This window comes from Acetobacterium bakii (assembly GCF_001263355.1).
In the GTDB taxonomy this organism is placed as follows: domain Bacteria; phylum Bacillota; class Clostridia; order Eubacteriales; family Eubacteriaceae; genus Acetobacterium; species Acetobacterium bakii.
Genome location: NZ_LGYO01000040.1, coordinates 38,873 through 61,894, shown reverse-complemented (window position 1 = coordinate 61,894; position 23,022 = coordinate 38,873). Strand labels below are relative to the sequence as shown.

Sequence of the window (23,022 nt, the reverse complement as noted above, 5' to 3'; positions counted from 1 at the left end):
TTTAAGACTCCTTTTATTTTTGCATTTAATATCCGATTTATTTAGTCATAATCTTTCATTGCTTTTTCGGTATCTTTAAACAGTTCCGGGGCAATCTTTCTCATCCCTGTTCGTTCCCAAAATGATAATTTTTCATGATCGGTAAAATATTTCATGGGAATAGGATGCGTTCCAACCACTACCGGTATATTGTAGTGCATTTCTATAAATTCTTGAAATGATTTGATCCTGGGACACGGAGGATATCCAACTACCAGCCCTGTTGCAAGATGTATTACCTGGACGCCATTTTTAATCATTTCTGCCGGAACATATTCAATATTACCACCTGGACAGCCACCACAATATGAATATCCCGCAATTTGGATTTCTTCATCTTTTGAATAAATTGAAAACCCGCCCATGCGTTCATTTAGAGCTCGGAAACATTTCCCGCCCCCGCAGCTCTGATACCGTCCACAGATTATGATTCCTATTTTTTTCATACTATTTACCGCCATTCTGTTTTAATTAATGTCACAACAAAGCATTATTCAATATTTAATTATATTCCCCTAGCCATCAACGTTTTATTTGGTAGCCCAGAAAATTGATCGGAAGAACATTTTTTAAAATCTCTTCTGTGCTCATGATCCAATCCCTTATTAAAGCCATAGCCATGCTCTATTGGTGGGTTCCATCTCTTCTCGGCATATGCTATATATGCTATGTATATGATTATACATCGTTGTTGTCATATGTCAATAACTACTTGAAACTTTGTTTTTAATATGCCACTACACTATTAATCTTATTTTACTGTATAAAAATGATGTTATTCTGGATTGGGTTGGTTATAATAAATTAAGATTGAATAAATGGGGGTTTTTATGTCAAAAACTAAAATAAATCAGAAAACGATATCTCGGATCAGTGCTGTTTTTATTATTGCAATGATTTGTAGTGTGGGTTACTATTTTTATCCATCGGTCATGAAAAACCTGCAAAAGCAGAATGTTATTGAAGTTGCCCAGGGAACGACGGAAATGGATGCCACCGCCATTGATTTTGAAGGCCTTAGAATAATGAATCCGGACACCGTGGGTTGGGTTCTCATTGAAGGCACGCCTCTGAATTATCCGGTGGTGCAAACTGATAACAATGATTATTATCTTTCTCACAATTTTGAAAGAAATGCCGCTATTGAAGGAACGGTATTTCTTGATTATGTCTGTCCTTCAGAAAATACCCGGAATAATATTCTTTATGGTCATTACATGCAGGATGAATCCATGTTTGGGGTTTTATGGCAATATCAGAACGAGGCTTACTTTAAGGTACATCCCATCATACAGTATGACCGTCCCGGTAACCCCGGGAAATGGGAAATCTTCTCGGTTTACATCACCGAGGCAGATTATGATTATCGCCGGCCCGAATTTACAGACAATACTGAATTTATAAACTACATGAATCGGGTTAAGAAGCGTTCCCTTTATGACACCGGAGTGGTCCTCAGTCCTACAGATGAAGTCCTCACCCTTTCCACATGTATCTACACCTTTGATGACGCCCGACTAGCTATCCATGCCCGAAAAATAACCCAATAAAAAAACTGCCCAATAGGTGCAGTTCATAATCTGAAAAAGTTAAAAGTAAGTCCCGGGGACAATCGTAACATCAGTTGTCGGCATCTAGGCGAACAGGCAATAGCCTGTCCGATCTTGCAGCCGACAACGATTTACCATTGTCCCCGGGACGGGTTTGTCAACAAACTTGCTGCTCCTATTGGGGCAGTTTTTTTGTGAAGAATTATTTGTTCTTTTTCAGTTTAAGTGCTCTTTTTTCAGGAATTAAAATATTGTCCTGGAAATCAAAGCATTCTTTGGCAATGACATTGCTTAAAACCAGCAGAGAAATAAGATTGGGAATGGCCATGAGACCATTCATGGTATCCGAGAAATCCCATACAATCTGTAAAGCAGTGGTTGCGCCGACAAAGGCAACCAGACAATAAATAAAGCGATAGGCTTTAATCACTATGGGTGCTTTGATAAGGTATTCCAGAGATTTTTCGCCGTAATACTCCCAGCCCAGAATAGTTGAAAAAGCAAACAGCATGATACCAAGCGTTACGATCCATCCGCCGATTGGTCCTAAAGCTGATTCAAAAGCCATGATGGTGAGATCCGCTCCGGATATTAGTTTTCCAGCCGCATCCATGGTGCCTAAAACACCGGAAGAAGCAATAACCAGCCCAGTTATACTGCAAACAACCAGGGTATCGAAAAAGGTGCCGGTCATGTTGATGTAGCCCTGGCGTGAAGGGTGATCGGTTTTAGCGGCGGCAGCTGCAATCGGTGCAGAACCCAAACCCGCTTCGTTGGAGAAAACACCTCTGGCGACACCCCAGCGCATGGCCGTTAACATACTGGCAATAATACTTCCGCCGATGCCGCCGGCAATGGCGGTGGGCGAAAAGGCCATCGTAAAGATTTGTGCTACGCCGGCGGGAACGTTTTCAATATTAATAAGAATAACAAGAATACCAGCCGCAAAATAAAAAACGGCCATAAAGGGCACAAGAATACCGCTGACCTTACCGATGCTTTTGATCCCTCCTAAAAGTACTACCAGGGCTAAAGTCGTAATGATGAGTCCGGTAATCCAGGTTGGCACACCAAAGGTATTTAAAACGGAACTTGAAATTGAATTGGCCTGGGTCATGTTGCCAATGCCAAAAGAAGCAATGACTGCAAATACAGAGAAAAGTACCGCCAGTATGGAACCAATCCATTTGATCTTAAAACCGTTTTTCATGGCATACATCGGTCCTCCGGCCATTTCACCCTGGGCATTGGTTTCCCGATACTTAACAGCCAGAACACTTTCGCCATATTTAGTGGAAAGGCCGAACAGAGCACTGATCCACATCCATACCAGAGCCCCGGGACCACCCAGTACCATAGCGGTTGCAACGCCCACAATATTCCCGGTGCCGATGGTGGCAGCCAGGGCAGTCATTAAGGACTGGAATGGTGAAATATCCCCTTTGTCTTCTTTTTTTGATGGATCGGGTTTTTTAAAAACCGATTTTAAAGCATAACCAAGGTTACGCCATGGAAGAAACTTTAAACGAATGGTTAAAAAAATACCTGTTCCCATTAAAAGTGCTAGCATTACGGGTCCCCAAACAAAATTGTTGACCGCTGCCATTATTTCCGCAAAATTCATAATACCCCCTATAATTTTAAAAGCATAAAATGTATTTTATCATGATTAATATCTCTGCACAATATAAAACACCAGAAATATGTCAATAAAGTCATATTTCTGGTGCTTTAAGATGTTTTTAATCAGTCATTAAAATTTCATATGCTTCGGGGCTAAACCAGAGGGATAATTCTTCTAAAAAAGACTCTTGGGCATCACTGGCATGAATCAGGTTATTACAACACCGGTCTTCCTGATTGGCCATTTCGATTGAATCCGAACCGTAGTCTCCGCGAATGGTTCCACCTGAAGCAGTGGACGGATCTGTTGCGCCAATCAGAAGTCTGGCATTGGCAATGGCATCATTTCCCTTTTGACTCAGGATAATAGGCAACATACCCTTCCCTACAAAGGATTTTATAGCCGCTTTTTCAAAGGACTTGCCGAGTTTTTTTACAACATGTGCATAGTGCTTGAGGATGAGCTTTTCAGTCACCGTTTTGTAACCCAACATTTCGATCGTAAATCCGTTATTTTTGAATCTTTGGATAATTTTCTCAACTAATTCCCGTTCCAGAGCATCGGGTTTCATAATAATCAAGCAGTAAGATTTCATTGCTGACCTCCATTTTGTTATGATATTTTAGTTTATTTATTCCTCAGAGCTTTGCGTGTCAGTCTTTCGGGTGTGATGATCCGCTCTTGGTAATCAAAGCATTCTTTGGCAATGACATTACTTAAAAGCAATAGACACAGAAGATTTGGAATGGCCATAAGACCGTTCATAGTATCTGAGATATCCCAGACGATTTCCAAGGCAATGGTTGAACCGATAAAGGTAACCAGACAGTAAACAAATCGATAGATTTTAATGGCTATGGGTGCTCTGATTAGATATTCCAGGGATTTTTCACCGTAATACTCCCAACCTAAAATAGTTGAAAAAGCAAACAGCATAATACCAATGGTAATAATCCAGCCCCCAGCAGGTCCCAAAGCAGATTGGAATGCCATTATGGTGAGATTTACACCGGATACTAAATTTCCAGAAGCATCCACACTGCCTAAAACACCGGAAGAGGCAATGACTACGCCGGTAATACTGCAGGTTATGAGAGTATCAAAAAAGGTCCCGGTCATATTTATATAACCCTGACGTGAAGGGTAATCGGTGACTGCCGCCGCGGCGGCGATGGGCGCGGATCCCAGGCCAGCTTCATTGGAAAAAACCCCCCGGGCAATTCCCCACCGCATGGCGGATAACATACTGGCAATAATTGTGCCGCCAACACCTCCGGCAATGGCAGTGGGAGAAAAAGCCATCGTAAAGATTTCTGCGATGCCGGCTGGGACATTTTCAAAATTAATAATAATAACGACGATGCCGGCGATAAAATATAAAACGGCCATGAACGGTACAATTATGCCGCAGACCTTTCCGATACTTTGGATCCCACCGAGAAGCACCGTGATTGCCAGACCTGTAATAATGAGTCCGGTAATCCAGGTGGGCACCCCGAATGTTCCATAAACCGCATTTGAGATTGAGTTGGCCTGGGTCATGTTGCCGATCCCAAAAGAAGCTGCCACTGCAAAGACCGAAAATAAAATGGCCATTGCGGATCCCAGCCACTTGATTTTAATACCGTTTTTCATGGCATACATGGGTCCCCCGGACATTTCGCCCTGTTCGTTGGTTTCGCGATACTTTATGGCTAGAACACTTTCACCGTATTTGGTGGAAAGGCCAAACAAGGCGCTGATCCACATCCATACCAGGGCACCAGGACCTCCCAGGACCATGGCTGTTGCCACACCGACGATATTTCCGGTACCGATAGTAGCGGCCAAAGATGTCATTAACGATTGAAAGGGTGAAATATCCCCGCGTTTTTTCTTCTTTGTTTTATCGGGTTTTATAAAAATTGATTTCAAAGCATAACCAAGGTTACGCCATGGAAGAAACTTTAATCGAATGGTTAAAAAGATTCCTGTTCCCACTAAAAGTGTCAGCATAACAGGGCCCCAAACAAAGTTGTTGACCACTGCCATTATTTCCGAAAAGTTCATATTTTCCTCCTAAATTTTTAAAGCAATCTAAATATCATACCACAGTTATCCGGCTTATGCCAAGGAAGCTCATGGTAATAGGTTCTGAAAACCGTGTGCTTTAATTCAAATATAGAGGAAAATTCGTTGGTATATTTGTATGTATTTAACAAGGCTGACAAGACAAAAAATGCTAAAGCCGATTCCACATAAACTACTGTAGAACCGGCTTCAGCTTTCAATCTCAGGTGTCATTTCTTTTGGACTCACCCCTTTCGATTTATCAAAAATCGTCTTCTTTCTTTTCTAATGTAAACTTAGCGCTTAACTATTAGGCATTTTTTCTTTTCTTCGTTTCTTTTAATTGAGAACTTTTCGTTTTTATCATTACTCACTCGGTTGTTGCCTCGAAAAATTTTAGGAATTCAACATCTAAAATATTATTCGGACAGAGTCACAAGTTGAGTTTTTTAAACTTTCCCAATTTACAGAATTTCTGAAAAATTTATTCTCTGGTTCGTCTAATCAGGAACTTTTTGTTTCCTAATAATCACTCTCTCGGCTGTTGTCTTGAAAAATTTTAGGAATTCACCATATAAATATTTTTCAGACAGATTCACAAGTAGAGCTTTTTAACTTTCCCAATCGTTAAAACTTTTGAATAATCTGTTCTTTCGTTCAAATTCTTTGCCTGTCAATTAACTTTCTTAACTATTATCATTTAATCAGGTAAAATTTATTATCCTCAATACATCATCTTAATTATGGGTACATCTTTATTAATTATTAAGCAGATGTAGCTTTTTCCATAATATGAATACCTATCTCAAATATATTTCACTCTGACTTAACATGCTATCACCCTAACTTTTTTTGGTTCTCGATGCATATTAATTGATAACAATCGATAATGTTTTTATATTCTTCGGTTCGGTAATAAATTTTTACTTTTTAAACCAAAACCGTTATACATTAACTTTACCGGATTTGTTAAGGCTTTGTTTACTTTTCAATGATCGAGATCATCCAATTAGAAAAGGATTGAGTTGATCTTTGATTATCTTGATTATAGCACCGTTCTTTAAAAAGTAAATGGTTTTTTTGTAAATGATTGTAACACTTTTGTAAAGGTTATCAGTCCTCTAAAAGCATTAAGTTTTTCCGGTGGATTTGGATGGTGGGATCAATGATAAACAGATCATTGACTTGCTCATTTATACTCGATAAAATCAACTCCGGTTTGACGCATTGCTGTTCAATATAGTTTAAGAACATTTCAATGGTGGCTGCCTCTTCAGTCGTTTCTTCTTGATTAAGAAGAATGGATTCAATAAAAGGACGAATGTTTTTTTCGATGAGTTTCCCTTTTTTATTTCGTTTTTTCATTAAAATCTCGGGGTAATCCAAATACGTTTGAAAAGCCTTTGATAAAGTCTCTTTGCTGACGGTATCAGAGAGCTTAACCTTTAATTGATAATGGCTTTTTAAAAGTGAAGCAGACAGGGATGGGTGTCCCTCTTCCAGAATTCGGGCACTTACGATTTCAAGTCCCTGAGGTAAGACTGCATTCATGCGTTCGATAAATGCCTCACAGCTGATATCATCGGTCAGCATCACATCGCCATATTCGCAATCGCTGGTTAAGCCCACAGACATGGCCAGGGCAAAAGCCATTTTGGGATGGGGATTAAAGCCCAATGAATAGTCGACCTGCATGTCACTTCGGCGAAAGGCCCGTTGAAAAAGACGTTGCTGATCCAAATGGGATAAAAACCGGAGCTCATTGGTTCGCTTAAATTGATATTGCATTTTAATCATTGCATTTCCACCCTTCTTTGAACTCCATAATTCCGCAATTTGAACAATGCTCACGGCAAAATGGCGTGGTTATGACTTCGCGGGATTTGTTGTTTTCGGCAATCAGATAATCCTTTTTAACACCGATATCAATAAAATCCCAGGGCAGAATCTCGTCGTACTCACGATTTCTAAGAGCATAAAAATCAGGATCAACCCCGACTTCGGCAAAGGCTTCCATCCATTTTTCTAAACTGAAGTACTCTCCCCAGCCATCAAAACGGCATCCCATCTCATGGGCTTTTAAAAGAACTGGACCTAAACGCCTGTCGCCTCTGGCGAAAACGGCTTCCATATAGCTCACACCGCTGTCATGCCAACTGTAGGATATTTTGCGATCTTTAATTTTTGATTTAAGATGATTTTGTTTGTCCTTGAATTCCTGCCGTGTATTTTGGCCCATCCACTGAAAAGGAGTAAAAGGTTTTGGAACAAAGGACGCAGCACTTAAAACCACTTTTAGATTTTTGTTTCGAACATCCCGATCAAGTTTATAATATTCATCAACGGTTTTCTGTCCCAGCACGGCAATCCCCTCAATGTCTTCCAGGGCTTCTCCGGGCAGTCCAATCATGAAATAAAGCTTCACATGTCCCCACCCTTTTTCAAAGGCTGTTCGAACCGTATCGAGAAGGTTTTCTTCAGTGACACCTTTATTGATTACGTCCCGCATCCGCTGAGAACCAGCTTCAGGTGCCAGGGTCAATCCGGTTTTGCGCACCTTTTGTATTTGTTCAAGCATATCAATGCTCAGAGAATCGATCCGCAGGGAAGGCAGGGAAAGTCCCACCTTTTCCCCATCATATTCTTTTACCAGCGTATCAATGAGCTTTTGAATTTCGCTGTAATCCCCGGTACTTAAAGAAGACAGGGAAATTTCATCGTATCCGGTTGCCTTAATCAGTGCTTCTATCTTTTCCTGGATGGTGGGAATACTGCGTTCACGAGTTGGCCGATAGATCATTCCGGCCTGACAAAAACGACAACCACGTCCACAGCCCCGGAATATTTCAAAGCTGATGCGATCATGGACGGTTTCGGTGTAGGACATCACAATTTTATCCGGATAATAAGCTTTGTCCAGATCTTCGATGAACTGTTTTTTTATTTTTTCCGGAACGCCGTCAATAAGCGGTTTAAATTCCTTGATAAGCCCGGTTGCTTGATCGTATGTGGTTTCATAAAAACAAGGAACGTAAACTCCCTGAATTCCGGCAATGGATTTTAAATAATCAGCACGTGTGCCATTGGATTTTTTAAAGCTGCGGTACATATCCATGAGCTCTAAGATAAGTTCTTCTGCTTCACCGATGACAAAGAAGTCCACAAAATCAGAAAGGGGCTCGGGATTGTAGGCACAGGGACCGCCTGCAATTATAAAGGGTTCATCGTCCTTGCGGTCTTTGGCAAGAAGAGAAACATGGCCAAGTTCTAACATGTTTAAAATATTTGTAAAGCTCATTTCATACTGGAGGGTAAAACCGATAAAGTCATATTCATTTAAAGGCATCATCGATTCCAAACCATATAAAGGCAGGTTGTGACTGCGTAATTGGGCTTCCATATCAACCCATGGTGCAAACACCCGCTCACACCAGATATCTTTTTGTTCATTCAGCAGTCCGTAAAGAATTTTCATGCCTAAATGGGACATTCCCACCTCATAGGTATCCGGAAAGGCAAAAGCAAAACGAATGGTATCTGCATCCGGTGTTTTATGGACCGCATTCACCTCATTGCCAAGGTAGGTAATCGGTTTTTCAACTAAGGGTAAAATATTTTTTTCAATGTAATTATTCATTCATTTCCTCATAATTATTATTTGTATTTCGATTTTTTCATTTTTTTCATCTTATTTATCTTACCTGATACTATTAGACTTGTATAGGGCTAATTGAATTTTAAACACGGAAAATTAGGGCGATTGTCTAAACTGTGGTATACTGGTACAGATTTAAGCGATTTAATATTGAAGAATTAAATTATAATTTAGTCATTGACAAGAGACTTTCTTGAAAATGTACACTGCAAAATTAAGTCGGAATTAGTTTGGAATTAGTTCGAAAATTTCAGAAGACACATTTTTTAAACAGGTAAAAATGGGCCTTTTTTTTGTTCCCTAATGGACTAATATCTAAATAACAAAAACAGAAGGAGAAACATTTATGGAAACAATTGATGTAGGTATTTTATCAATCATACCTCCAATCATTGCAATTGCTTTGGCATTGATCAGCAAAGAAGTTATATCATCACTGTTAATTGGTATTTTATCCGGTTCTTTGATATATTCCCTGGCCACCGGAGGCGGCATTATCGAAATGGGAACCATTGCCTTTGGGACAATGGCAGAAACCGTGGGCTCCCCGGGAAAGTTTAATATTATTTTATTTTTGGCTCTGCTTGGAGCCCTGGTTTATGTGGTAACTCAGGCTGGCGGCTCCCGTGCCTACGGAAAGTGGGCCTGTACAAAGCTTAAATCCAAACGCAGTGCCCAGCTTGCCACAAGCGCACTGGGGGCCATTATATTTATTGATGATTACTTTAACTGCCTCACCGTTGGTACGGTAATGAAGCCAGTCACCGATAAATACCAGGTTTCCCGGGCTAAGCTTGCCTATATCATTGACTCAACTGCAGCACCGGTTTGCATTTTGGCCCCTATCTCCAGTTGGGCGGCTGCGGTTGGCTCCACCCTTTATGCCACGGGCGCCTTTCCCAATGAGTTGGGAGCCTTTGTGGCCACTATCCCCTATAATCTGTACGCAATTTTATGTATTCTGATGGTTGTTATCATATCGGCTACGGACGTGGATTTTGGGCCCATGGCAAAATACGAACAAATTGCTAAAGAAACCGGAGATTTAGGTGTGGTTGATCACGAATCCGCCGAAAACATGGACATTAACGACAAGGGAACCGTTTGGGATCTTGTTATTCCCATTGGCTCACTGATTGTTTTCTCGGTTCTCGCCATGCTTCACAACGGCGGATTCTGGGCAGGAGAAGGCTTAACCCTGGCCGAGGCCTTTGGTAATTGCGATGCTTCCGCAGCCCTGGTAATGGGTGGCTTCGGAGCATTGATAGTAACCTTCATGCTTTTTGTACCACGTAAACTGATCAGCTTTAAAGAATTCATGGGCAGTATTGCCGAAGGCATTAAAACCATGGTGCCGGCCTTCATTATTTTAACATTGGCCTGGACCATTGGAACCATGTGCCAGGATCTTCTGGGTACCGGATTTTATATTGGCGAACTGGTAAAATCCAGTAATATTCCGGTTGGCCTTATTCCAGCGATGGTATTTCTTGTTTCGGCGATGCTCTCTTTTTCAATTGGAACCGCCTGGGGGACCTTTGGAATCTTCATTCCGATTGTGGTGTTCATCTGTCAGTATGCGGCACCGGAACTGATGATTGTCACTCTTTCCGCAACACTGGCCGGTTCTGTTTTCGGTGATCATTGTTCACCCATATCTGATACCACTATTCTTTCATCCACCGGAGCAGGCTGTGATCATATCCGGCATGTGTCCACTCAAATGATTTATTCGTTATTGGTAGCTGGATGCAGTTTTGTGGGATACATCGTTGCTGGTTTTTCCAACGGCAATTTATTCCTGACCCTAGGCACTGCCATCGGACTGCTGGTGATTTTCATGATTATTTTACACCGGATTTCAAAAGACAAACAGGAAAAAATCCGGATTTTAGAAAACAAACTGGCAAAGGCAACGATCTAAGTTAGTTCTTATGTTTTGAACTTGAGATAGGACTAGTTGACCATAAATAAAAAAACAGGAGCTGTCTTTTTTAGGCAGCTCCTGTTTTTTTATGCTTTTTATTATCCGAAACAGCTCGTAATTTAAGCAGTTTGATTCTTATGAAAGTTTATAAAGTTACTTTATAAATGAGAGCACTTCCAGATTAACTCCCCTTTTTTTTGGCTCACAATTTCTGTGATAAATCCATCTTTTGCTTCCTGGTCTAAAAAACCATGGATTAATTTGACTTTTAACGGATCGTTCTGGATGTTCAATTCCAAGGGATATATTTCCTTGGCTTGCTCAAGTGCCAATAATCGATTATAACAGCTCTCTTCATAGGATAACTCCGGAAAGAATCCTTTGGTCCATAAAATATTAAAGATGTAGTTTATCTTATGAAACTGATGCAAATATGTTTGATCCGTGAGATGATAAAGGGTTTCCCTAAGAGTGCTTGAACGTTCTACAAAGGCGGATAAATAGCAGTGGCCTTTACAAACCGCCATTAATTTATACAAATCAGCCGGACCATTAATGGCTGGTGACATACTGGATACTACAAAATCGAAGGGTTCTTCAAATTCTATTTCCTTCCAGTCAGCCTGAATAAAACGAATGTTTTTAACCCTGGCTTTTTTTGCATTCTCACTGGCATAGGTTAGCATATTTTCTGAAAAATCCAGTGCTGCCACTTCTTTCACAGACTTGGCAAGAGCAATGCTTAATTGTCCGGTGCCGCACCCGATGTCCAATACCACCGAAGTATCATTAATAAGACCTTTTGCAAGAAAATCTTTCACCTTATTTTCCCGGCTAATTAGTGAATTGTTTTTTATAGAGGATTTATTGTGTTCCTGAGCTCTGAGATCCCAAAAATCAGCATTGAGTTGACTGGGATGATCACCGCCTAACCATAAATCTTCAAAAAATTCGGTGTTGAGTTGATTTTTCATTGACTTTCTCCTTGGATAAATTTAAACGGTTCGGGTTCATCGATTGATAAAAAACAATCCTGTGAAACATAAACCAATGCCAACCAGGTGGTTGGGGGTCAAAATTTCTTTATAGAATAAAATTCCTACCGGGATAAGCAGAATCCCCAAGGTAATGTTTGCCACAACCGAGGCAACACTGATGTTCCAGCCAAATCGATAAGCGGTAATGTACCCGAATTCCAGGGTAACCACGCATATGCCCAGGACCAAACTGGTCCAGTTTAGCTCTTTCAATGAATTCATAACATTATGTTCCAACCCGGTAAATAAAAATAAGATTAGCGTTATAAAGGCGGCAACAAGATAAGTGATGAAAAGGGATAGAAAGGGATTGGCTGTTTGGGGAGTGGATTTAGTACAGATATTATAGAATACATTGGAAACAACAATAAGGGCAATGGGCAGGTAATAAATTAGTTCTTTCATTGATAATGCAAGCTCCTCTAAATATTGATAAAGACTATGGTTGATGATGTTGATGTTATTGTTGATTATTTATTGATGGATACAAAAGGTCATTTCAAAATCATGAATCAGAGTCTTTATATCGGCATAGGACCCTTCAATGCATAAAAGTCGCTTGATAACGGTTTTTTCTCCTGGGCTTAGGTTCAGGCTCTCAATCAATACATCCTGTGGGTTTAAAGAAATTTCCGGAGCGATTAAAGCCAGTCTCATAAAAACATCCCCGATCCCCCAGAAATCTGGATTGCCGTTTCGGGTTTGGGAATGAAAGATTTTCGCAGATCCAAAATCGATTAATGAAATGGTACCATGAAAAAAAAGAATATTGGTGGTTTTGATATCCCGGTGAGAAATATCGGCAGCATGGAGGGTTTCGATCATTTGGATGAGTTGCGACATAATGCCTACAATTTCGATTTTTGAAAAAGCATAATCCCAGTTTATTAGATCGGAAAGGGTATGTCCCGGCATTTTTTCCATAATAAAGCCAAAAACACCATCTTTGTCAATCACCTTGAAAATTTTTGGAATCCCAGGGTGATTGACCTTATTTAACAGATCGATTTCCATAAATAGCTTTGATTTTCGTCGCTTGACATGGTTGTGCTTAAATACTTTTAAAACATAGGCTTCCCCATTACGGGAAATCTCATAGCAGGTGCCGAAGTCACCGGAGCCCAGAATGTCACAGAAATGATAACCATACAGGGAGAGTACCCCCTTTAGGGTTGTGTCACCATTCAATTTCATCCACCGAAAGAGGATTTTCATTGATATAACTTTCTTGAACCATGCCGTTCTTCATTTTAATAACCTTGTCAGCCATGGGTGTAATGGCTTGATTATGGGTGATCAGGATAACTGTCATTTTTTCCCGTCGGCTGGTTTCCTGGAGCAGCTTTAAAATATTTTTTCCAGTGTTGTAGTCCAGGGCGCCGGTTGGTTCATCACAGAGCAGTAGTTTGGGACGCTTTGCCAGTGCCCGGGCAATGGCCACCCGTTGCTGTTCCCCGCCTGAGAGCTGGGAGGGAAAGTTGCCAAGCCGATCCGAAAGTCCAACGCTGTCTAAAACAGCCCCGGCATCCATCGGGTCACGGCAAACCTGGGTTGCCAGTTCAACATTCTCAAGGGCAGTGAGATTCTGGATCAGGTTATAAAACTGAAAAACAAAACCGGTATCAAACCGCCGATAAGAAGCCAGTTCCCGTCGGTTTAGTGAGGCAATCTCTTTTTCGCCAACATAAACCTGGCCGTCATCACAGTTGTCCATGCCGCCTAAAATATTAAGCACTGTTGTTTTTCCGGCGCCGCTGGGACCCACCACAATGGCAAATTCCCCTTCTTCAATGGAAAAGTTAATCCCATTGGCTGCATTAATGGTCACTTCACCCATATGGTAACGCTTATATACGTCTTTAAATTGAATAAATGGTTTCATGTATCGCCTCGCATTTTTTTTATTCCTGCTTTTTAGTATAGCCTCTGACATTTCATTCGTCAAGACAAACACCCGAACCTGAAATTTTGTAATAAAAAAGAAAGGTTTCCCTTTCTTTTTAAGTTTTGACACATTATTTTTTATATTATTCCAAACTGCTCATTCTGATGCAGGAACAGTCACTTTAGCCATTTGCTCGCTCTTAATTCCAAGAAAGCGATTGAGAATCAACGCTATTACAGCGAAAATTATAATTGCAATAAAGGTTGAGCTATAATTACCACCGGATTTTTCAAGTAAAGTACTTGAAATCAACGGACCAATCATGGCGGCAGGTATCAGCAAAAAATTGGAAAGGCTAAAATTCAGAGGATAGTTTTTTGATCCAAAACTAGAATTAATTACCACCGAAGATAAAGCAGGTACTCCGCCGTAACAGACCCCTACTGATAGCAGACCGATAAAGATAAAAATTACATTTTGGAAGGTCGCTCCCAAAAATAGGGATAACCCGGCCAGCAGTAAAATAATATGATTGGTACTCATGGTTTTATTTCGCCCCAGTTTATCAAATAAGGTTCCAAATAAAACACGACCGCCACCATTAAACACCGAAACCAGTAATCCCAATTGTGCCGGTGCACCAAAAGCCATGGAAATTGTCGCCGCACTGCCGATGATGAGCAGACCCGATGAGGTAATCATGATTCCCCAAAAGAAATACAGCCAGAAAACCCCGGTTTTTAGCATTTCAACAGCTGTGTAGTCTTTCGTTTGACTGCTTTCAGCTTGAACTTTTGCAGGGTTTTTGACTACTGCTAAAGGCTTTTTTATGAAAAAAGAACCCGCGGCCAGGATAACAGCTCCCATAACAGCCAGATAAAAAAAGGTTTGCAGTACCCCGACGCTTCCAATCAAAGAACTGATCAGGGTACCAAGGATCAATCCACCCAGGCCAAATCCCATCAATAAAATACCTGAAGCTAACCCCGCTTTTTCCGAAAACCAGGGGATAATGGCACTGATGATGGCATTATAGCTCATCCCCACACCGGTTCCGCAAAGCACCCCATAAAAAAGATAGAGCATTAGCAAGCTTTGGTCCGGTTGGGATACATCAATATTTGCAACACCAAAAAATCCAATAAACAGCAAAACCGCTGAGATTAACACGATGTATTGGTTTTTCAGTACCTTGGTCAATTGTCCGCTGGCAAATCCACCTAGACAAAAGAAGATGATTGAAATTGTAAAATTAAGTGATAAGTCCGTTGCCGTCCATGTTTCAAAAACTTTATTCAGCGGGGCTCTGAAAATTGACCATGCATACAATAACCCTAAAAACATTAACATGATGGTTCCTACAATTAAGTACAGCCATCGTTTCTTACTCTCGATTTTCATCAGATTTTCCATTTCGTTAACATCACTCCTTCATTTTTTTTTTACCTATTGTATCAGCTTAAAGTGTAATACACAACATTATTTTTGATTCAAAATGAATATTTATGTAAAATCTCTCCAAGACTGGACAGGCTTTGAAAAAAAGATTAAAATATACTTGTTGGATTTATTAAAATACAAGGAGAATTTATGACTATTGAACTTTTTATTGGACCACTTATTGGCGGCATCATCGGTCTGATCACAAACGGAATTGCTATCCGGATGCTGTTTCGACCCCTGAAAGCCATTAAACTATTGGGTTTTACACTCCCCTTTACCCCGGGTCTCATTCCAAAAGAAAAGAACCGGATTGCGAAATCTTTGGGAAATGTGGTTGCGGGTACATTGGTCAACGAAGCTGTGGTAAAAAAAGGTTTGCTATCACAGGAAATGGATGAGAAGATCACAAGGGCTCTGAACACTTGGATTGAAAAAAACCATGATAGCGAACAAACCCTCAGAGAAATACTGTTTTCCTTTACCGGAGAAGAGCAGGGGCTGGATCTTCTGGATAAGACAACCACAAAAATAACCAGTCTTTCTTACGAACGCATGAATAACCTTCAACTTGGAAATGTTTTATCTGAAGTTGCCGTGGTTGAAATTGTCAGTAATTTACAGGGTTCCATGTTTGCTATGCTGATTAATGATTCCCTTATTCATTCCGCAAAAGTTAAGATTGCAGAAATAATCGATCATCTTATTGAATCTCGAGGCGAGGAAATACTGGAGAACATTGTCAATACCGAAACGGAAAGTCTTCTGGATTCAAAACTCTGTGATCTTTATAACCGATACGAAGCAAAGTTGCCTGAAGCTACACAATGGGTGCTGAGCACCTATCATCAGGTGGTGGAAAAAAACATTGGCACCATGCTCCATGCCCTGGATCTGTCACAGTTAGTTGAGGATCAGATAAACGGGTTTGATGTTTTGGAATTTGAAAAAATCATTCTTGACATCATGTCCAGAGAATTGGCTGCCATCGTCTGGTTAGGCGGACTTCTGGGATGTGCCATGGGACTGATTATGTCCTTTGTTTAAAATTCATGTATTATTAATATTTATGCACTATTTTAAAAGATCTTTGTCAGACACAAGGACAGCAAAAATTATTTTTAAGTAAGGAGCTTACGATGACAAAAAAAGCAGAAATTGATTGGGAAACACTAGGGTTTGATTATATTAAAACTGATTTGCGGTATATATCATATTGGAAAGATGGCGCCTGGGATGAGGGAACGCTAACCGAAGACAATACTATCCATATCGGGGAAGCGTCTCCCTGCCTGCACTATGGTCAGGAATGCTTTGAAGGCCTGAAGGCCTATCAAACAAGAAATGGCGAGATCCAGTTATTCAGAGTGGACCAAAATGCTAAACGGTTCAAAGATTCCTGTGAACGGTTGTTAATGCCCACAATACCTGAAGAAACCTTCATCGCTGCCTGCATTGAAGTAGTTAAGGCAAATGAAGCTTACCTGCCCCCTTATGGTACCGGCGGCTCACTTTATATCCGGCCAATGATGATTGGAATCGGTAACAGCATTGCGGTGAAGCCGGCCACCGAATACCTGTTTACGGTTTTTTGCATGCCGGTGGGAGCTTATTTTAAAGGCGGCATGACGCCGGTCGATTTCATGGTTTCCGACTATGACCGTGCAGCTTGTAACGGCACCGGTCAGCAGAAGGTGGGCGGCAATTATGCGGCCTCGCTAATCGCCCATGACATCGCCGTTAAAAAAGGTTTTGCGGACTGTATTTATCTGGATCCCCTTACTCACACCAAGATCGAAGAGGTTGGAGCTGCAAATTTCTTTGGCATCACCAAAGACAACCGCTTTATTACCCCTATTTCCTGTTCCATTCTTCCAAGTATTACCAAATATTCCCTGTTATACCTAGCCGAAAATGTTTTGGGTTTAGAAGTCTCAGAAGAGGATGTTTTTATTGATGAGCTGGATGGGTTTGCCGAAGCCGGTGCCTGTGGCACCGCCGCAGTGATTACCCCCATCGGCGGGATTCACTATCATAACAGGCTTCATGTTTTTTACAGCCAAACCGAGGTTGGTCCAATCACCCGTAAATTATACGATACCCTCACAAATATACAGTTGGGAGATATTGAAGCCCCAGAGGGTTGGATTACCAAGGTCAAATAACAAACATTAAAAAGGCGAAACTATTAGTTGGTTTCGCTTGGGTTTGCTGATAAGTCCGGCCCGGAGATAATGGTAAACCGCTGTCTGCTGGAGAAAATAGCGGATAATCGGAAAATGAAGAACCGTTCCTCCTTCTGATCACTAGGATCAGAAGGATTCGCTTTTCTATTTTTTATCTCGCTTTTTTTTCTTCTTTCGAACCGTATATCCAAAGGTGCCGTATTTTTTGCCCAGCCCAAAATATTCGCCATGAACATAGGCAAGGAGGTCCGCCTTATCCAAATGGAGTTTGCCATTGTCATCCAGCAGGGTCTCATTGACATGAACCGCCAAAATATCGGAAATAAACAGATCATGGCTTCCCAGGCTCACAATATCCTTTACCCGACATTCCAGGTTCACCGGGCTGTCAGTGAGCATGGGACATTTTACGGTATCTCCGGGTTCCATGGATAATTCCATGGTTTCAATTTTATTCACGGTTCGTCCCGATCGCACCCCGCAAAAATCAACAGCTCGCACCAGCTCCACAGTGGAGAGGTTAATCGTAAACTCCTGGGTTTCCGAGATAATTTCATGTGATAAGCGACTGGGCATTAAGGAGATATAGGTCATGGGAGGCTTGGTATTCAGGATACCCACCCACCCGACGGTTAATACATTGGCTGTTGCATTCTGGCCACAGGTCACTAATACCGGAGGCACCGGCGCCAATAGCGCACTTCCGGGCCATTTTATTTTACTCATTAATTATTTCTCCCTTGTTTTAGACTATTGATTCATTATATCAGCTTCCTCTAAGAAAAAGAAGATAATCATCGCGAAAGCAAGTAATTTCCGACAGGTACCGAGTGTCACAGCCATAATGCTTTGAAAATCCAAGAAAATCACTGAAAAAGTCAGGTTTTTCTTGCGTATTTCCATGAATATAGGATACTATAATAAACATAACATTGAATTGAACAGGAGTAGTATGAAAACTGAATTATTATTTTTAATTAAACGTCTATGTGATCTTGAAGAGGAGTTTATGACCCTCACTGAAGAAGAAAAAGAAGTGGTTGTTGCAACCGCTGAAAATATGAAGGGAAGTCTTTCATTTTTGTTTGAAGCCCTGGAGGATTATTGTATTGACAGTTTCGATGACGAAGATTAATTTTTGTTAAAGGAGGTCACTCAATGAAAACAGCAGCCTTTATATCAAGTATGGTTGCCCTTGCCCTTGGTACCGCGGCCCTGACCTTGAGCATTATTGCCGTTAAAAAATCATCGCTCTGAGAGATGATTGATCGGACTAAAAAAGAGCACTTTCCCAAAAGGAGAGTGGCTCTTTTTTAGTCTGAAAATCTATTTAAATTTTTGTTTATACTTTTTTGGAGGAACTTTTTATGAGCTTTTCAGATTTACTACTTATTGCTATTGGCGTTTCCATGGATGCATTTGCAGTAGCCCTCTCTAAAGGACTTGGAATGAGAAAACTGAATTATCGCCACGCCTTGATCATTGCTTTATTTTTTGGCGGTTTTCAGGCGGTTATGCCATTTATCGGATGGCTGCTGGGCCGACAATTTGAGCAATATATCACAAGTTTTGATCACTGGATTGCATTTATACTTCTACTTCTGATTGGAATTAAAATGATCAAAGAGGCATTTGAAAATAATACGGGCTGTAAAGCCTGTACCGATGCCATTGATTATAAGGAATTGCTCATATTATCAGTGGCCACAAGCATTGATGCACTGGCTGTTGGTATCACACTGGCATTTTTGAATGTGCCCATTCTTTCAACGGTTGGCGTCATCGGCTTAACCACTTTGATTTTGTGCTTTATGGGTGTTGTCATCGGCAATCGTTTTGGCCTTAAGTTCAAAAAAAATGCGGAAATCGCCGGAGGCGTCGTTTTAATCCTTATAGGGGTTAAGATTTTATTAAGCCATCTTGGAATATTATTTTAGGATCAGTTATTATGACTGATCCTAACCTTTTTTTGTTTGATTCATATTACTTGAATTGTTAGTTAATAAGAACTATAATAGAAAAGACATTATAAAAATTAGGAGGATACAGAATGGCTATTACATGGACACCGGATTTATCGGTTGGGGTAGAAAAAATTGATTTGCAGCACAAAATGTTGTTTGAAAAGGCTGATCAACTTTTCAGCGCAGGCAAGAATGGCAAGTCAAAGGACTTTATTGCACAAATGTTGGATTTCCTGGGCGATTATACCAAACAGCATTTTCATGATGAAGAAACCTATATGGCGAGCATCAACTACCCTGAACTTCCCGCCCAGAGAAAGGCGCATAATGATTTTATGGCCGAGGTTGCCAAACTCAAGAAAGATTACAAGGAATCCGGCGGGAATATTTTATTGATCATCAATTCCAATCAAATGGTTATTGAGTGGCTGACAAAACATATTTCGTTAATGGATAAAAAAATTGGCGTCTACGCAAAAACCTTATAGTGTATTGAGTTTGCAATGCCAGGATAAGGTGAGTGTTTCTGCGCACTTAGCCTGGCATTCTGCTTTTATAAACTCTCAAATATAAATTCCTTCAGCGACAGTGTTTTCGATTTTTTAAGTGTTCATTCTCTCAATGATTTTCATTAACAGTATCGTTAAAATACCCATTCGATTTTATGTTCTTCATGGAATTAAGGCTGAACCCCTGTTTTTTTTGATGAGGTCTTGATTATAGATTCCTTCAATTGCTTCTGAACTCAAGGGCTTGCTGAATACATACCCCTGGATAAAGTCACATCCCCATTTTTTTAGGATCAAAAACTTGTCCCATTCTTCAATCCCTTCTGCGGTAATCTTAAGGTTTAAGCTGTGCGCAAGCAAGATTAAACTCTCCATGATTTTAATATTATTGGAATTGACAAATCGATCATTTATGGATTTGTCCAATTTAATTTTATCGACCGGCATATAGGTAAGATAATTCAGGGAGGAATAACCTGTACCAAAATCGTCCAGCGCAATGCTGAACCCTTCTTCTTTTAATTCATTCAGGAAGGCAATTGTTTCTTTGTCATTCTCCAAAAGAATGCTTTCAGTAATTTCAATCTCAAGGTACCGGGAGTCGAGGTTGTTATCGCTCAAAAGTTGTAAAAGATATTTAATATATGATTTGTCCCGGAGCTGTTTGCTCGAAAAATTAATCGCTACCGTTTTTTCTTTGAATCCCTTTTTCCGCCAAAAGACAATCTGTGAAATAGTCTCTTGGGCCACCCATCGGCCAATTTCAATGATGAGTCCTGTTTCTTCGGCGATTGGAATAAATCGGTCAGGTCCGATTTGGTAGTCTTTCAACCGTAACAAAGCTTCGAATCCGATCACTTCACCAGTTGTTAAGTCAACTTGGGGTTGATAGACTAGTTTAAAGCCATTTTCTTTTAAAGCGTTTCGCAGGATTGATTCGATTTCGACTTTACGTGTCATAGCTGTTTTCATTTCAGGATGATAGTAAATATAGTTATTTTTATTACCATTTTTGACATTGTACATGGCGGTGTCGGCGTTCATGATCAGTTGATCAATGTTATTACTGTCACAGGGATAGCAAGTAATTCCCATGCTAATGTTGATATAATTATCAGTTCCCTCTAATGAGAAGGGTTTCTCGAAAACATCCTCTATTTTTTGGGCATAGGAATCAATGTCTGCAAGGTTAAGTGTATTCATGATGAGAATCAGGAACTCATCTCCCCCAAGTCTTGCCACCAGCATATTTTCGTCTGCAATGTTCAGGAGACGCCCGGCAATGCTTTTTAATAACCCATCCCCATAGACATGGCCCTGGGTGTCATTGATGCTCTTAAAGTTGTCAATATCAAACAAAAAGACTGCCCCTGGTTTTTCTGTTTTCAATTCATTAGATAACCGATCTAGAAATTTCATTCGATTGGGAAGGCGTGTGAGATGGTCATGCTGTGCAAGATAATTGATATATTCTTCCTGCTCTTTTATTTTAGTGGTATCCATGAGGATTCCATGGATTTTTTTGATGTGATTGTCGATGTCAGAAATACCCTTTCCCCGAACGAGTATCCACTTCTTTTCCTGGTTCCCGGTTTTTATTGGAACCTGTATGTTGATTTCCGGGATTTCTCCGGCTAAATAACCGGTGCATTCATTAACCAGTTTTTGGATGTATTTATTATCGATAATCAATTCCAATAGTTTAAAAACATCCTCTGTTTGATTGATCTTTTTATTTATAATAGTAGCAAAACTCTCGGATATCATGATTTTTTTTGATTGTAAATCCAATTCCCAGACAGCGCTGTTAGTACTTTGGATGGCAATCTCATATTTTTGATTTAATACACTTACTTCATGGTCATGCTCTTCCATAACATCGTATTGCCGTCTCAGGGCATCTTCGGTTATTGCCAGTTCTTTGTAAGTGGATGTGAGTTCTTTATTGCTTTCACTTAATTCATTTTGGATGGTTCGCCGTTTGAGGTTATCAATAATTAATATTAAGGATACAATGGTAAGAAACACCATAACTGTCCCGATAGCTAAAATGACATTCCAGTACTTTTCAAGTGGATTTTCGGCTTTGTTGACTAAAACTGCACTGGGAGGAATTAAACCCTCGTCAATGTCGTACTTTTGAATTAAAGCATAGTCAAAAGTATAATAATAAGGAGTTTCCTGGATCAGATCAATGGAATCCACAGGTGTGCCATTTAGAATTTTGATAACCAACTCACCTGAAATACGTCCGAAGGCTTCGTAGTCAATTAATTTTCCACCCATAAGACCTTCGCCCACACCGCCGATGGAAGCCCGATAAACCGGTATATGGGTATGCTCCCTGAGAAAGAGAAAGGCCTTTTCCAAATCCAGGTATTCGCCGGTTTTATCCTGATTCATACTTAAAAACAACAGAATGGTTTCATTGTCAAGTTTTTCAAGAATTAAACCAAATTCATTAAAAGAATATTCGGATGCATTTAATAAACTGAATATTAGGTTAGGATACTTTGATTGAGCAGCTTTAAACTGTTGCTGATCTCCCTGTCCGGTGAGGGTGGAATCCACAATGGCAACAACCTTTGTTGCCTCGGGATTGAACCGATAAGCGATCCCAATGTTATCAGAAAGGGCGCTTTCTTCAAGGAGACCGGTTATGTATGGATTTGCGTTTGCCTTATTCCCTCTTTCAGGATCGTTGACACCAAAAAAAACGATGGGTATTTGTGAAAATAATTTGTCCTGATAGTCCATTGTAAACTGCAGCGCGTTGTCATCCCCTACAATAATAGCATCATAAGCGGGTAGATTCGCAAATTTATAGGCTAAGGTATCATAAAAAAGCTGTCTGTTTTCGGCGGTGTCCAATCTTTTGGAATCCATATATTCGATCTCAAGGTTGATATTGTTTTTATCAAATGCCGATTGGATGCCCCTTATTTGATCCGGCACGGTCATAAAGCTCTCGGTGTAGGAACTGATAAATAGTACATTCTTTTTCGCATCCATTGCTTTTACAGAATCAATCGTTGTACAAAAAACAAGGAAGATTAGAACAACGATGATTGAGAAATAATCGGTGGATAAACAGTTGCTGCGCTTTTTAATTTTCATTGAAGACCTTCCTTTTGTTGAAATACTCTGACAATGACAA

General features: G+C 40.3%; 20 protein-coding genes. 7 read left to right on the top strand and 13 right to left on the bottom strand.

From position 1 onward, the window contains the following. Positions 1 to 41 precede the first annotated feature (41 nt). Positions 42 to 485, bottom strand: a complete 444-nt coding sequence (locus AKG39_RS14750) for a CGGC domain-containing protein (RefSeq protein WP_050741170.1) — start codon at positions 483 to 485, stop codon at positions 42 to 44. A gap of 384 nt (positions 486 to 869) precedes the next feature. On the opposite strand from AKG39_RS14750, the gene srtB reads away from it, so the two are divergent. Next, positions 870 to 1,589 carry a class B sortase gene (gene srtB, locus AKG39_RS14745; protein WP_050741169.1) on the top strand — a complete coding sequence of 240 codons (720 nt, stop codon included), beginning with the start codon at positions 870 to 872 and terminating at the stop codon, positions 1,587 to 1,589. A gap of 202 nt (positions 1,590 to 1,791) precedes the next feature. Here srtB and AKG39_RS14740 read toward each other — a convergent pair whose 3' ends face one another. The 5 genes from AKG39_RS14740 to AKG39_RS14720 all read right to left on the bottom strand — a co-directional run bounded on the left by AKG39_RS14740 (position 1,792) and on the right by AKG39_RS14720 (position 8,899). After that, positions 1,792 to 3,213: an alanine/glycine:cation symporter family protein gene (locus AKG39_RS14740; protein WP_201780285.1), complete on the bottom strand. Its 1,422-nt coding sequence runs from the start codon at positions 3,211 to 3,213 to the stop codon at positions 1,792 to 1,794. A 118-nt stretch (positions 3,214 to 3,331) separates the two neighbouring features. Continuing rightward, on the bottom strand, positions 3,332 to 3,808 hold the full coding sequence (locus AKG39_RS14735) for a nucleoside-diphosphate kinase (protein WP_050741168.1): 477 nt from the start codon (positions 3,806 to 3,808) through the stop codon (positions 3,332 to 3,334). 32 nt (positions 3,809 to 3,840) lie between these two features. Further along, on the bottom strand, positions 3,841 to 5,262 hold the full coding sequence (locus AKG39_RS14730; protein ID WP_201780284.1) for an alanine/glycine:cation symporter family protein: 1,422 nt from the start codon (positions 5,260 to 5,262) through the stop codon (positions 3,841 to 3,843). A 1,113-nt stretch (positions 5,263 to 6,375) separates the two neighbouring features. Further along, positions 6,376 to 7,059, bottom strand: coding sequence for a TIGR03936 family radical SAM-associated protein (locus tag AKG39_RS14725; protein WP_050741167.1), 684 nt, complete (start codon positions 7,057 to 7,059; stop codon positions 6,376 to 6,378). Then, positions 7,052 to 8,899: a TIGR03960 family B12-binding radical SAM protein gene (locus AKG39_RS14720; RefSeq protein WP_050741166.1), complete on the bottom strand. Its 1,848-nt coding sequence runs from the start codon at positions 8,897 to 8,899 to the stop codon at positions 7,052 to 7,054. Before AKG39_RS14720 ends, AKG39_RS14725 begins: the two co-directional genes overlap by 8 nt. Positions 8,900 to 9,263: 364 nt before the next feature. Here AKG39_RS14720 and AKG39_RS14715 point away from each other — a divergent pair, with 364 nt between their 5' ends. Further along, entirely contained in the window at positions 9,264 to 10,841 is a 1,578-nt protein-coding gene (locus AKG39_RS14715) for a Na+/H+ antiporter NhaC family protein (RefSeq protein WP_050741165.1), read from the top strand. A gap of 161 nt (positions 10,842 to 11,002) precedes the next feature. Here AKG39_RS14715 and AKG39_RS14710 read toward each other — a convergent pair whose 3' ends face one another. The 5 genes from AKG39_RS14710 to AKG39_RS14690 form a co-directional block, all read right to left on the bottom strand. Then, the gene (locus AKG39_RS14710) at positions 11,003 to 11,818 is read right to left on the bottom strand and encodes a class I SAM-dependent methyltransferase (RefSeq protein WP_050741164.1); all 816 of its coding nucleotides are present in this window, start codon (positions 11,816 to 11,818) and stop codon (positions 11,003 to 11,005) included. 36 nt (positions 11,819 to 11,854) lie between these two features. Continuing rightward, a complete protein-coding gene (locus tag AKG39_RS14705; protein ID WP_050741163.1) occupies positions 11,855 to 12,286 on the bottom strand; it encodes an EamA family transporter in 432 nt (143 codons plus the stop codon). A gap of 69 nt (positions 12,287 to 12,355) precedes the next feature. Next, positions 12,356 to 13,069, bottom strand: a complete 714-nt coding sequence (locus AKG39_RS14700; RefSeq protein WP_050741162.1) for a protein kinase domain-containing protein — start codon at positions 13,067 to 13,069, stop codon at positions 12,356 to 12,358. Beyond that, entirely contained in the window at positions 13,059 to 13,763 is a 705-nt protein-coding gene (locus AKG39_RS14695; RefSeq protein WP_050741161.1) for an ABC transporter ATP-binding protein, read from the bottom strand. Before AKG39_RS14695 ends, AKG39_RS14700 begins: the two co-directional genes overlap by 11 nt. Positions 13,764 to 13,922: 159 nt before the next feature. Then, positions 13,923 to 15,179 (bottom strand): MFS transporter, encoded by a 1,257-nt coding sequence (locus tag AKG39_RS14690; protein ID WP_242852627.1) that lies wholly within the window; start codon positions 15,177 to 15,179, stop codon positions 13,923 to 13,925. A 177-nt stretch (positions 15,180 to 15,356) separates the two neighbouring features. Here AKG39_RS14690 and AKG39_RS14685 point away from each other — a divergent pair, with 177 nt between their 5' ends. Both AKG39_RS14685 and AKG39_RS14680 read left to right on the top strand, forming a co-directional pair. Beyond that, entirely contained in the window at positions 15,357 to 16,253 is an 897-nt protein-coding gene (locus tag AKG39_RS14685) for a DUF445 domain-containing protein (protein WP_050741160.1), read from the top strand. A gap of 29 nt (positions 16,254 to 16,282) precedes the next feature. Then, the gene (locus AKG39_RS14680) at positions 16,283 to 17,371 is read left to right on the top strand and encodes a branched-chain amino acid aminotransferase (RefSeq protein WP_278277949.1); all 1,089 of its coding nucleotides are present in this window, start codon (positions 16,283 to 16,285) and stop codon (positions 17,369 to 17,371) included. 165 nt (positions 17,372 to 17,536) lie between these two features. On the opposite strand, the gene AKG39_RS14675 is transcribed toward AKG39_RS14680, so the two are convergent. Continuing rightward, positions 17,537 to 18,118 carry a flavin reductase family protein gene (locus AKG39_RS14675; protein WP_050741158.1) on the bottom strand — a complete coding sequence of 194 codons (582 nt, stop codon included), beginning with the start codon at positions 18,116 to 18,118 and terminating at the stop codon, positions 17,537 to 17,539. 226 nt (positions 18,119 to 18,344) lie between these two features. On the opposite strand from AKG39_RS14675, the gene AKG39_RS14670 reads away from it, so the two are divergent. The 3 genes from AKG39_RS14670 (at position 18,345) to AKG39_RS14660 (ending at position 19,844) form a co-directional block, all read left to right on the top strand. Beyond that, positions 18,345 to 18,527 carry a hypothetical protein gene (locus AKG39_RS14670; protein WP_050741157.1) on the top strand — a complete coding sequence of 61 codons (183 nt, stop codon included), beginning with the start codon at positions 18,345 to 18,347 and terminating at the stop codon, positions 18,525 to 18,527. Between the two features lie 232 nt (positions 18,528 to 18,759). Continuing rightward, entirely contained in the window at positions 18,760 to 19,329 is a 570-nt protein-coding gene (locus AKG39_RS14665) for a manganese efflux pump MntP (RefSeq protein WP_050741156.1), read from the top strand. Positions 19,330 to 19,442: 113 nt separating this feature from the next. Continuing rightward, positions 19,443 to 19,844: a bacteriohemerythrin gene (locus AKG39_RS14660; protein WP_050741155.1), complete on the top strand. Its 402-nt coding sequence runs from the start codon at positions 19,443 to 19,445 to the stop codon at positions 19,842 to 19,844. 183 nt (positions 19,845 to 20,027) lie between these two features. Here AKG39_RS14660 and AKG39_RS14655 read toward each other — a convergent pair whose 3' ends face one another. Further along, positions 20,028 to 22,982, bottom strand: a complete 2,955-nt coding sequence (locus AKG39_RS14655) for an EAL domain-containing protein (RefSeq protein WP_050741154.1) — start codon at positions 22,980 to 22,982, stop codon at positions 20,028 to 20,030. Positions 22,983 to 23,022 lie beyond the last annotated feature (40 nt).

What these genes read in the sequence shown, in the direction of transcription:
- AKG39_RS14720 (WP_050741166.1), bottom strand. Translation starts at nt 8,899, where the DNA reads ATGAATAATTACATTGAAAAAAATATTTTACCCTTAGTTGAAAAACCG.
- AKG39_RS14685 (WP_050741160.1), top strand. Translation starts at nt 15,357, where the DNA reads ATGACTATTGAACTTTTTATTGGACCACTTATTGGCGGCATCATCGGT.
- AKG39_RS14740 (WP_201780285.1), bottom strand. Translation starts at nt 3,213, where the DNA reads ATGAATTTTGCGGAAATAATGGCAGCGGTCAACAATTTTGTTTGGGGA.
- AKG39_RS14715 (WP_050741165.1), top strand. Translation starts at nt 9,264, where the DNA reads ATGGAAACAATTGATGTAGGTATTTTATCAATCATACCTCCAATCATT.
- srtB (WP_050741169.1), top strand. Translation starts at nt 870, where the DNA reads ATGTCAAAAACTAAAATAAATCAGAAAACGATATCTCGGATCAGTGCT.
- AKG39_RS14725 (WP_050741167.1), bottom strand. Translation starts at nt 7,059, where the DNA reads ATGATTAAAATGCAATATCAATTTAAGCGAACCAATGAGCTCCGGTTT.
- AKG39_RS14705 (WP_050741163.1), bottom strand. Translation starts at nt 12,286, where the DNA reads ATGAAAGAACTAATTTATTACCTGCCCATTGCCCTTATTGTTGTTTCC.
- AKG39_RS14735 (WP_050741168.1), bottom strand. Translation starts at nt 3,808, where the DNA reads ATGAAATCTTACTGCTTGATTATTATGAAACCCGATGCTCTGGAACGG.
- AKG39_RS14730 (WP_201780284.1), bottom strand. Translation starts at nt 5,262, where the DNA reads ATGAACTTTTCGGAAATAATGGCAGTGGTCAACAACTTTGTTTGGGGC.
- AKG39_RS14710 (WP_050741164.1), bottom strand. Translation starts at nt 11,818, where the DNA reads ATGAAAAATCAACTCAACACCGAATTTTTTGAAGATTTATGGTTAGGC.
- AKG39_RS14670 (WP_050741157.1), top strand. Translation starts at nt 18,345, where the DNA reads ATGAAAACTGAATTATTATTTTTAATTAAACGTCTATGTGATCTTGAA.
- AKG39_RS14660 (WP_050741155.1), top strand. Translation starts at nt 19,443, where the DNA reads ATGGCTATTACATGGACACCGGATTTATCGGTTGGGGTAGAAAAAATT.
- AKG39_RS14690 (WP_242852627.1), bottom strand. Translation starts at nt 15,179, where the DNA reads ATGGAAAATCTGATGAAAATCGAGAGTAAGAAACGATGGCTGTACTTA.
- AKG39_RS14750 (WP_050741170.1), bottom strand. Translation starts at nt 485, where the DNA reads ATGAAAAAAATAGGAATCATAATCTGTGGACGGTATCAGAGCTGCGGG.
- AKG39_RS14675 (WP_050741158.1), bottom strand. Translation starts at nt 18,118, where the DNA reads ATGAGTAAAATAAAATGGCCCGGAAGTGCGCTATTGGCGCCGGTGCCT.
- AKG39_RS14655 (WP_050741154.1), bottom strand. Translation starts at nt 22,982, where the DNA reads ATGAAAATTAAAAAGCGCAGCAACTGTTTATCCACCGATTATTTCTCA.
- AKG39_RS14695 (WP_050741161.1), bottom strand. Translation starts at nt 13,763, where the DNA reads ATGAAACCATTTATTCAATTTAAAGACGTATATAAGCGTTACCATATG.
- AKG39_RS14665 (WP_050741156.1), top strand. Translation starts at nt 18,760, where the DNA reads ATGAGCTTTTCAGATTTACTACTTATTGCTATTGGCGTTTCCATGGAT.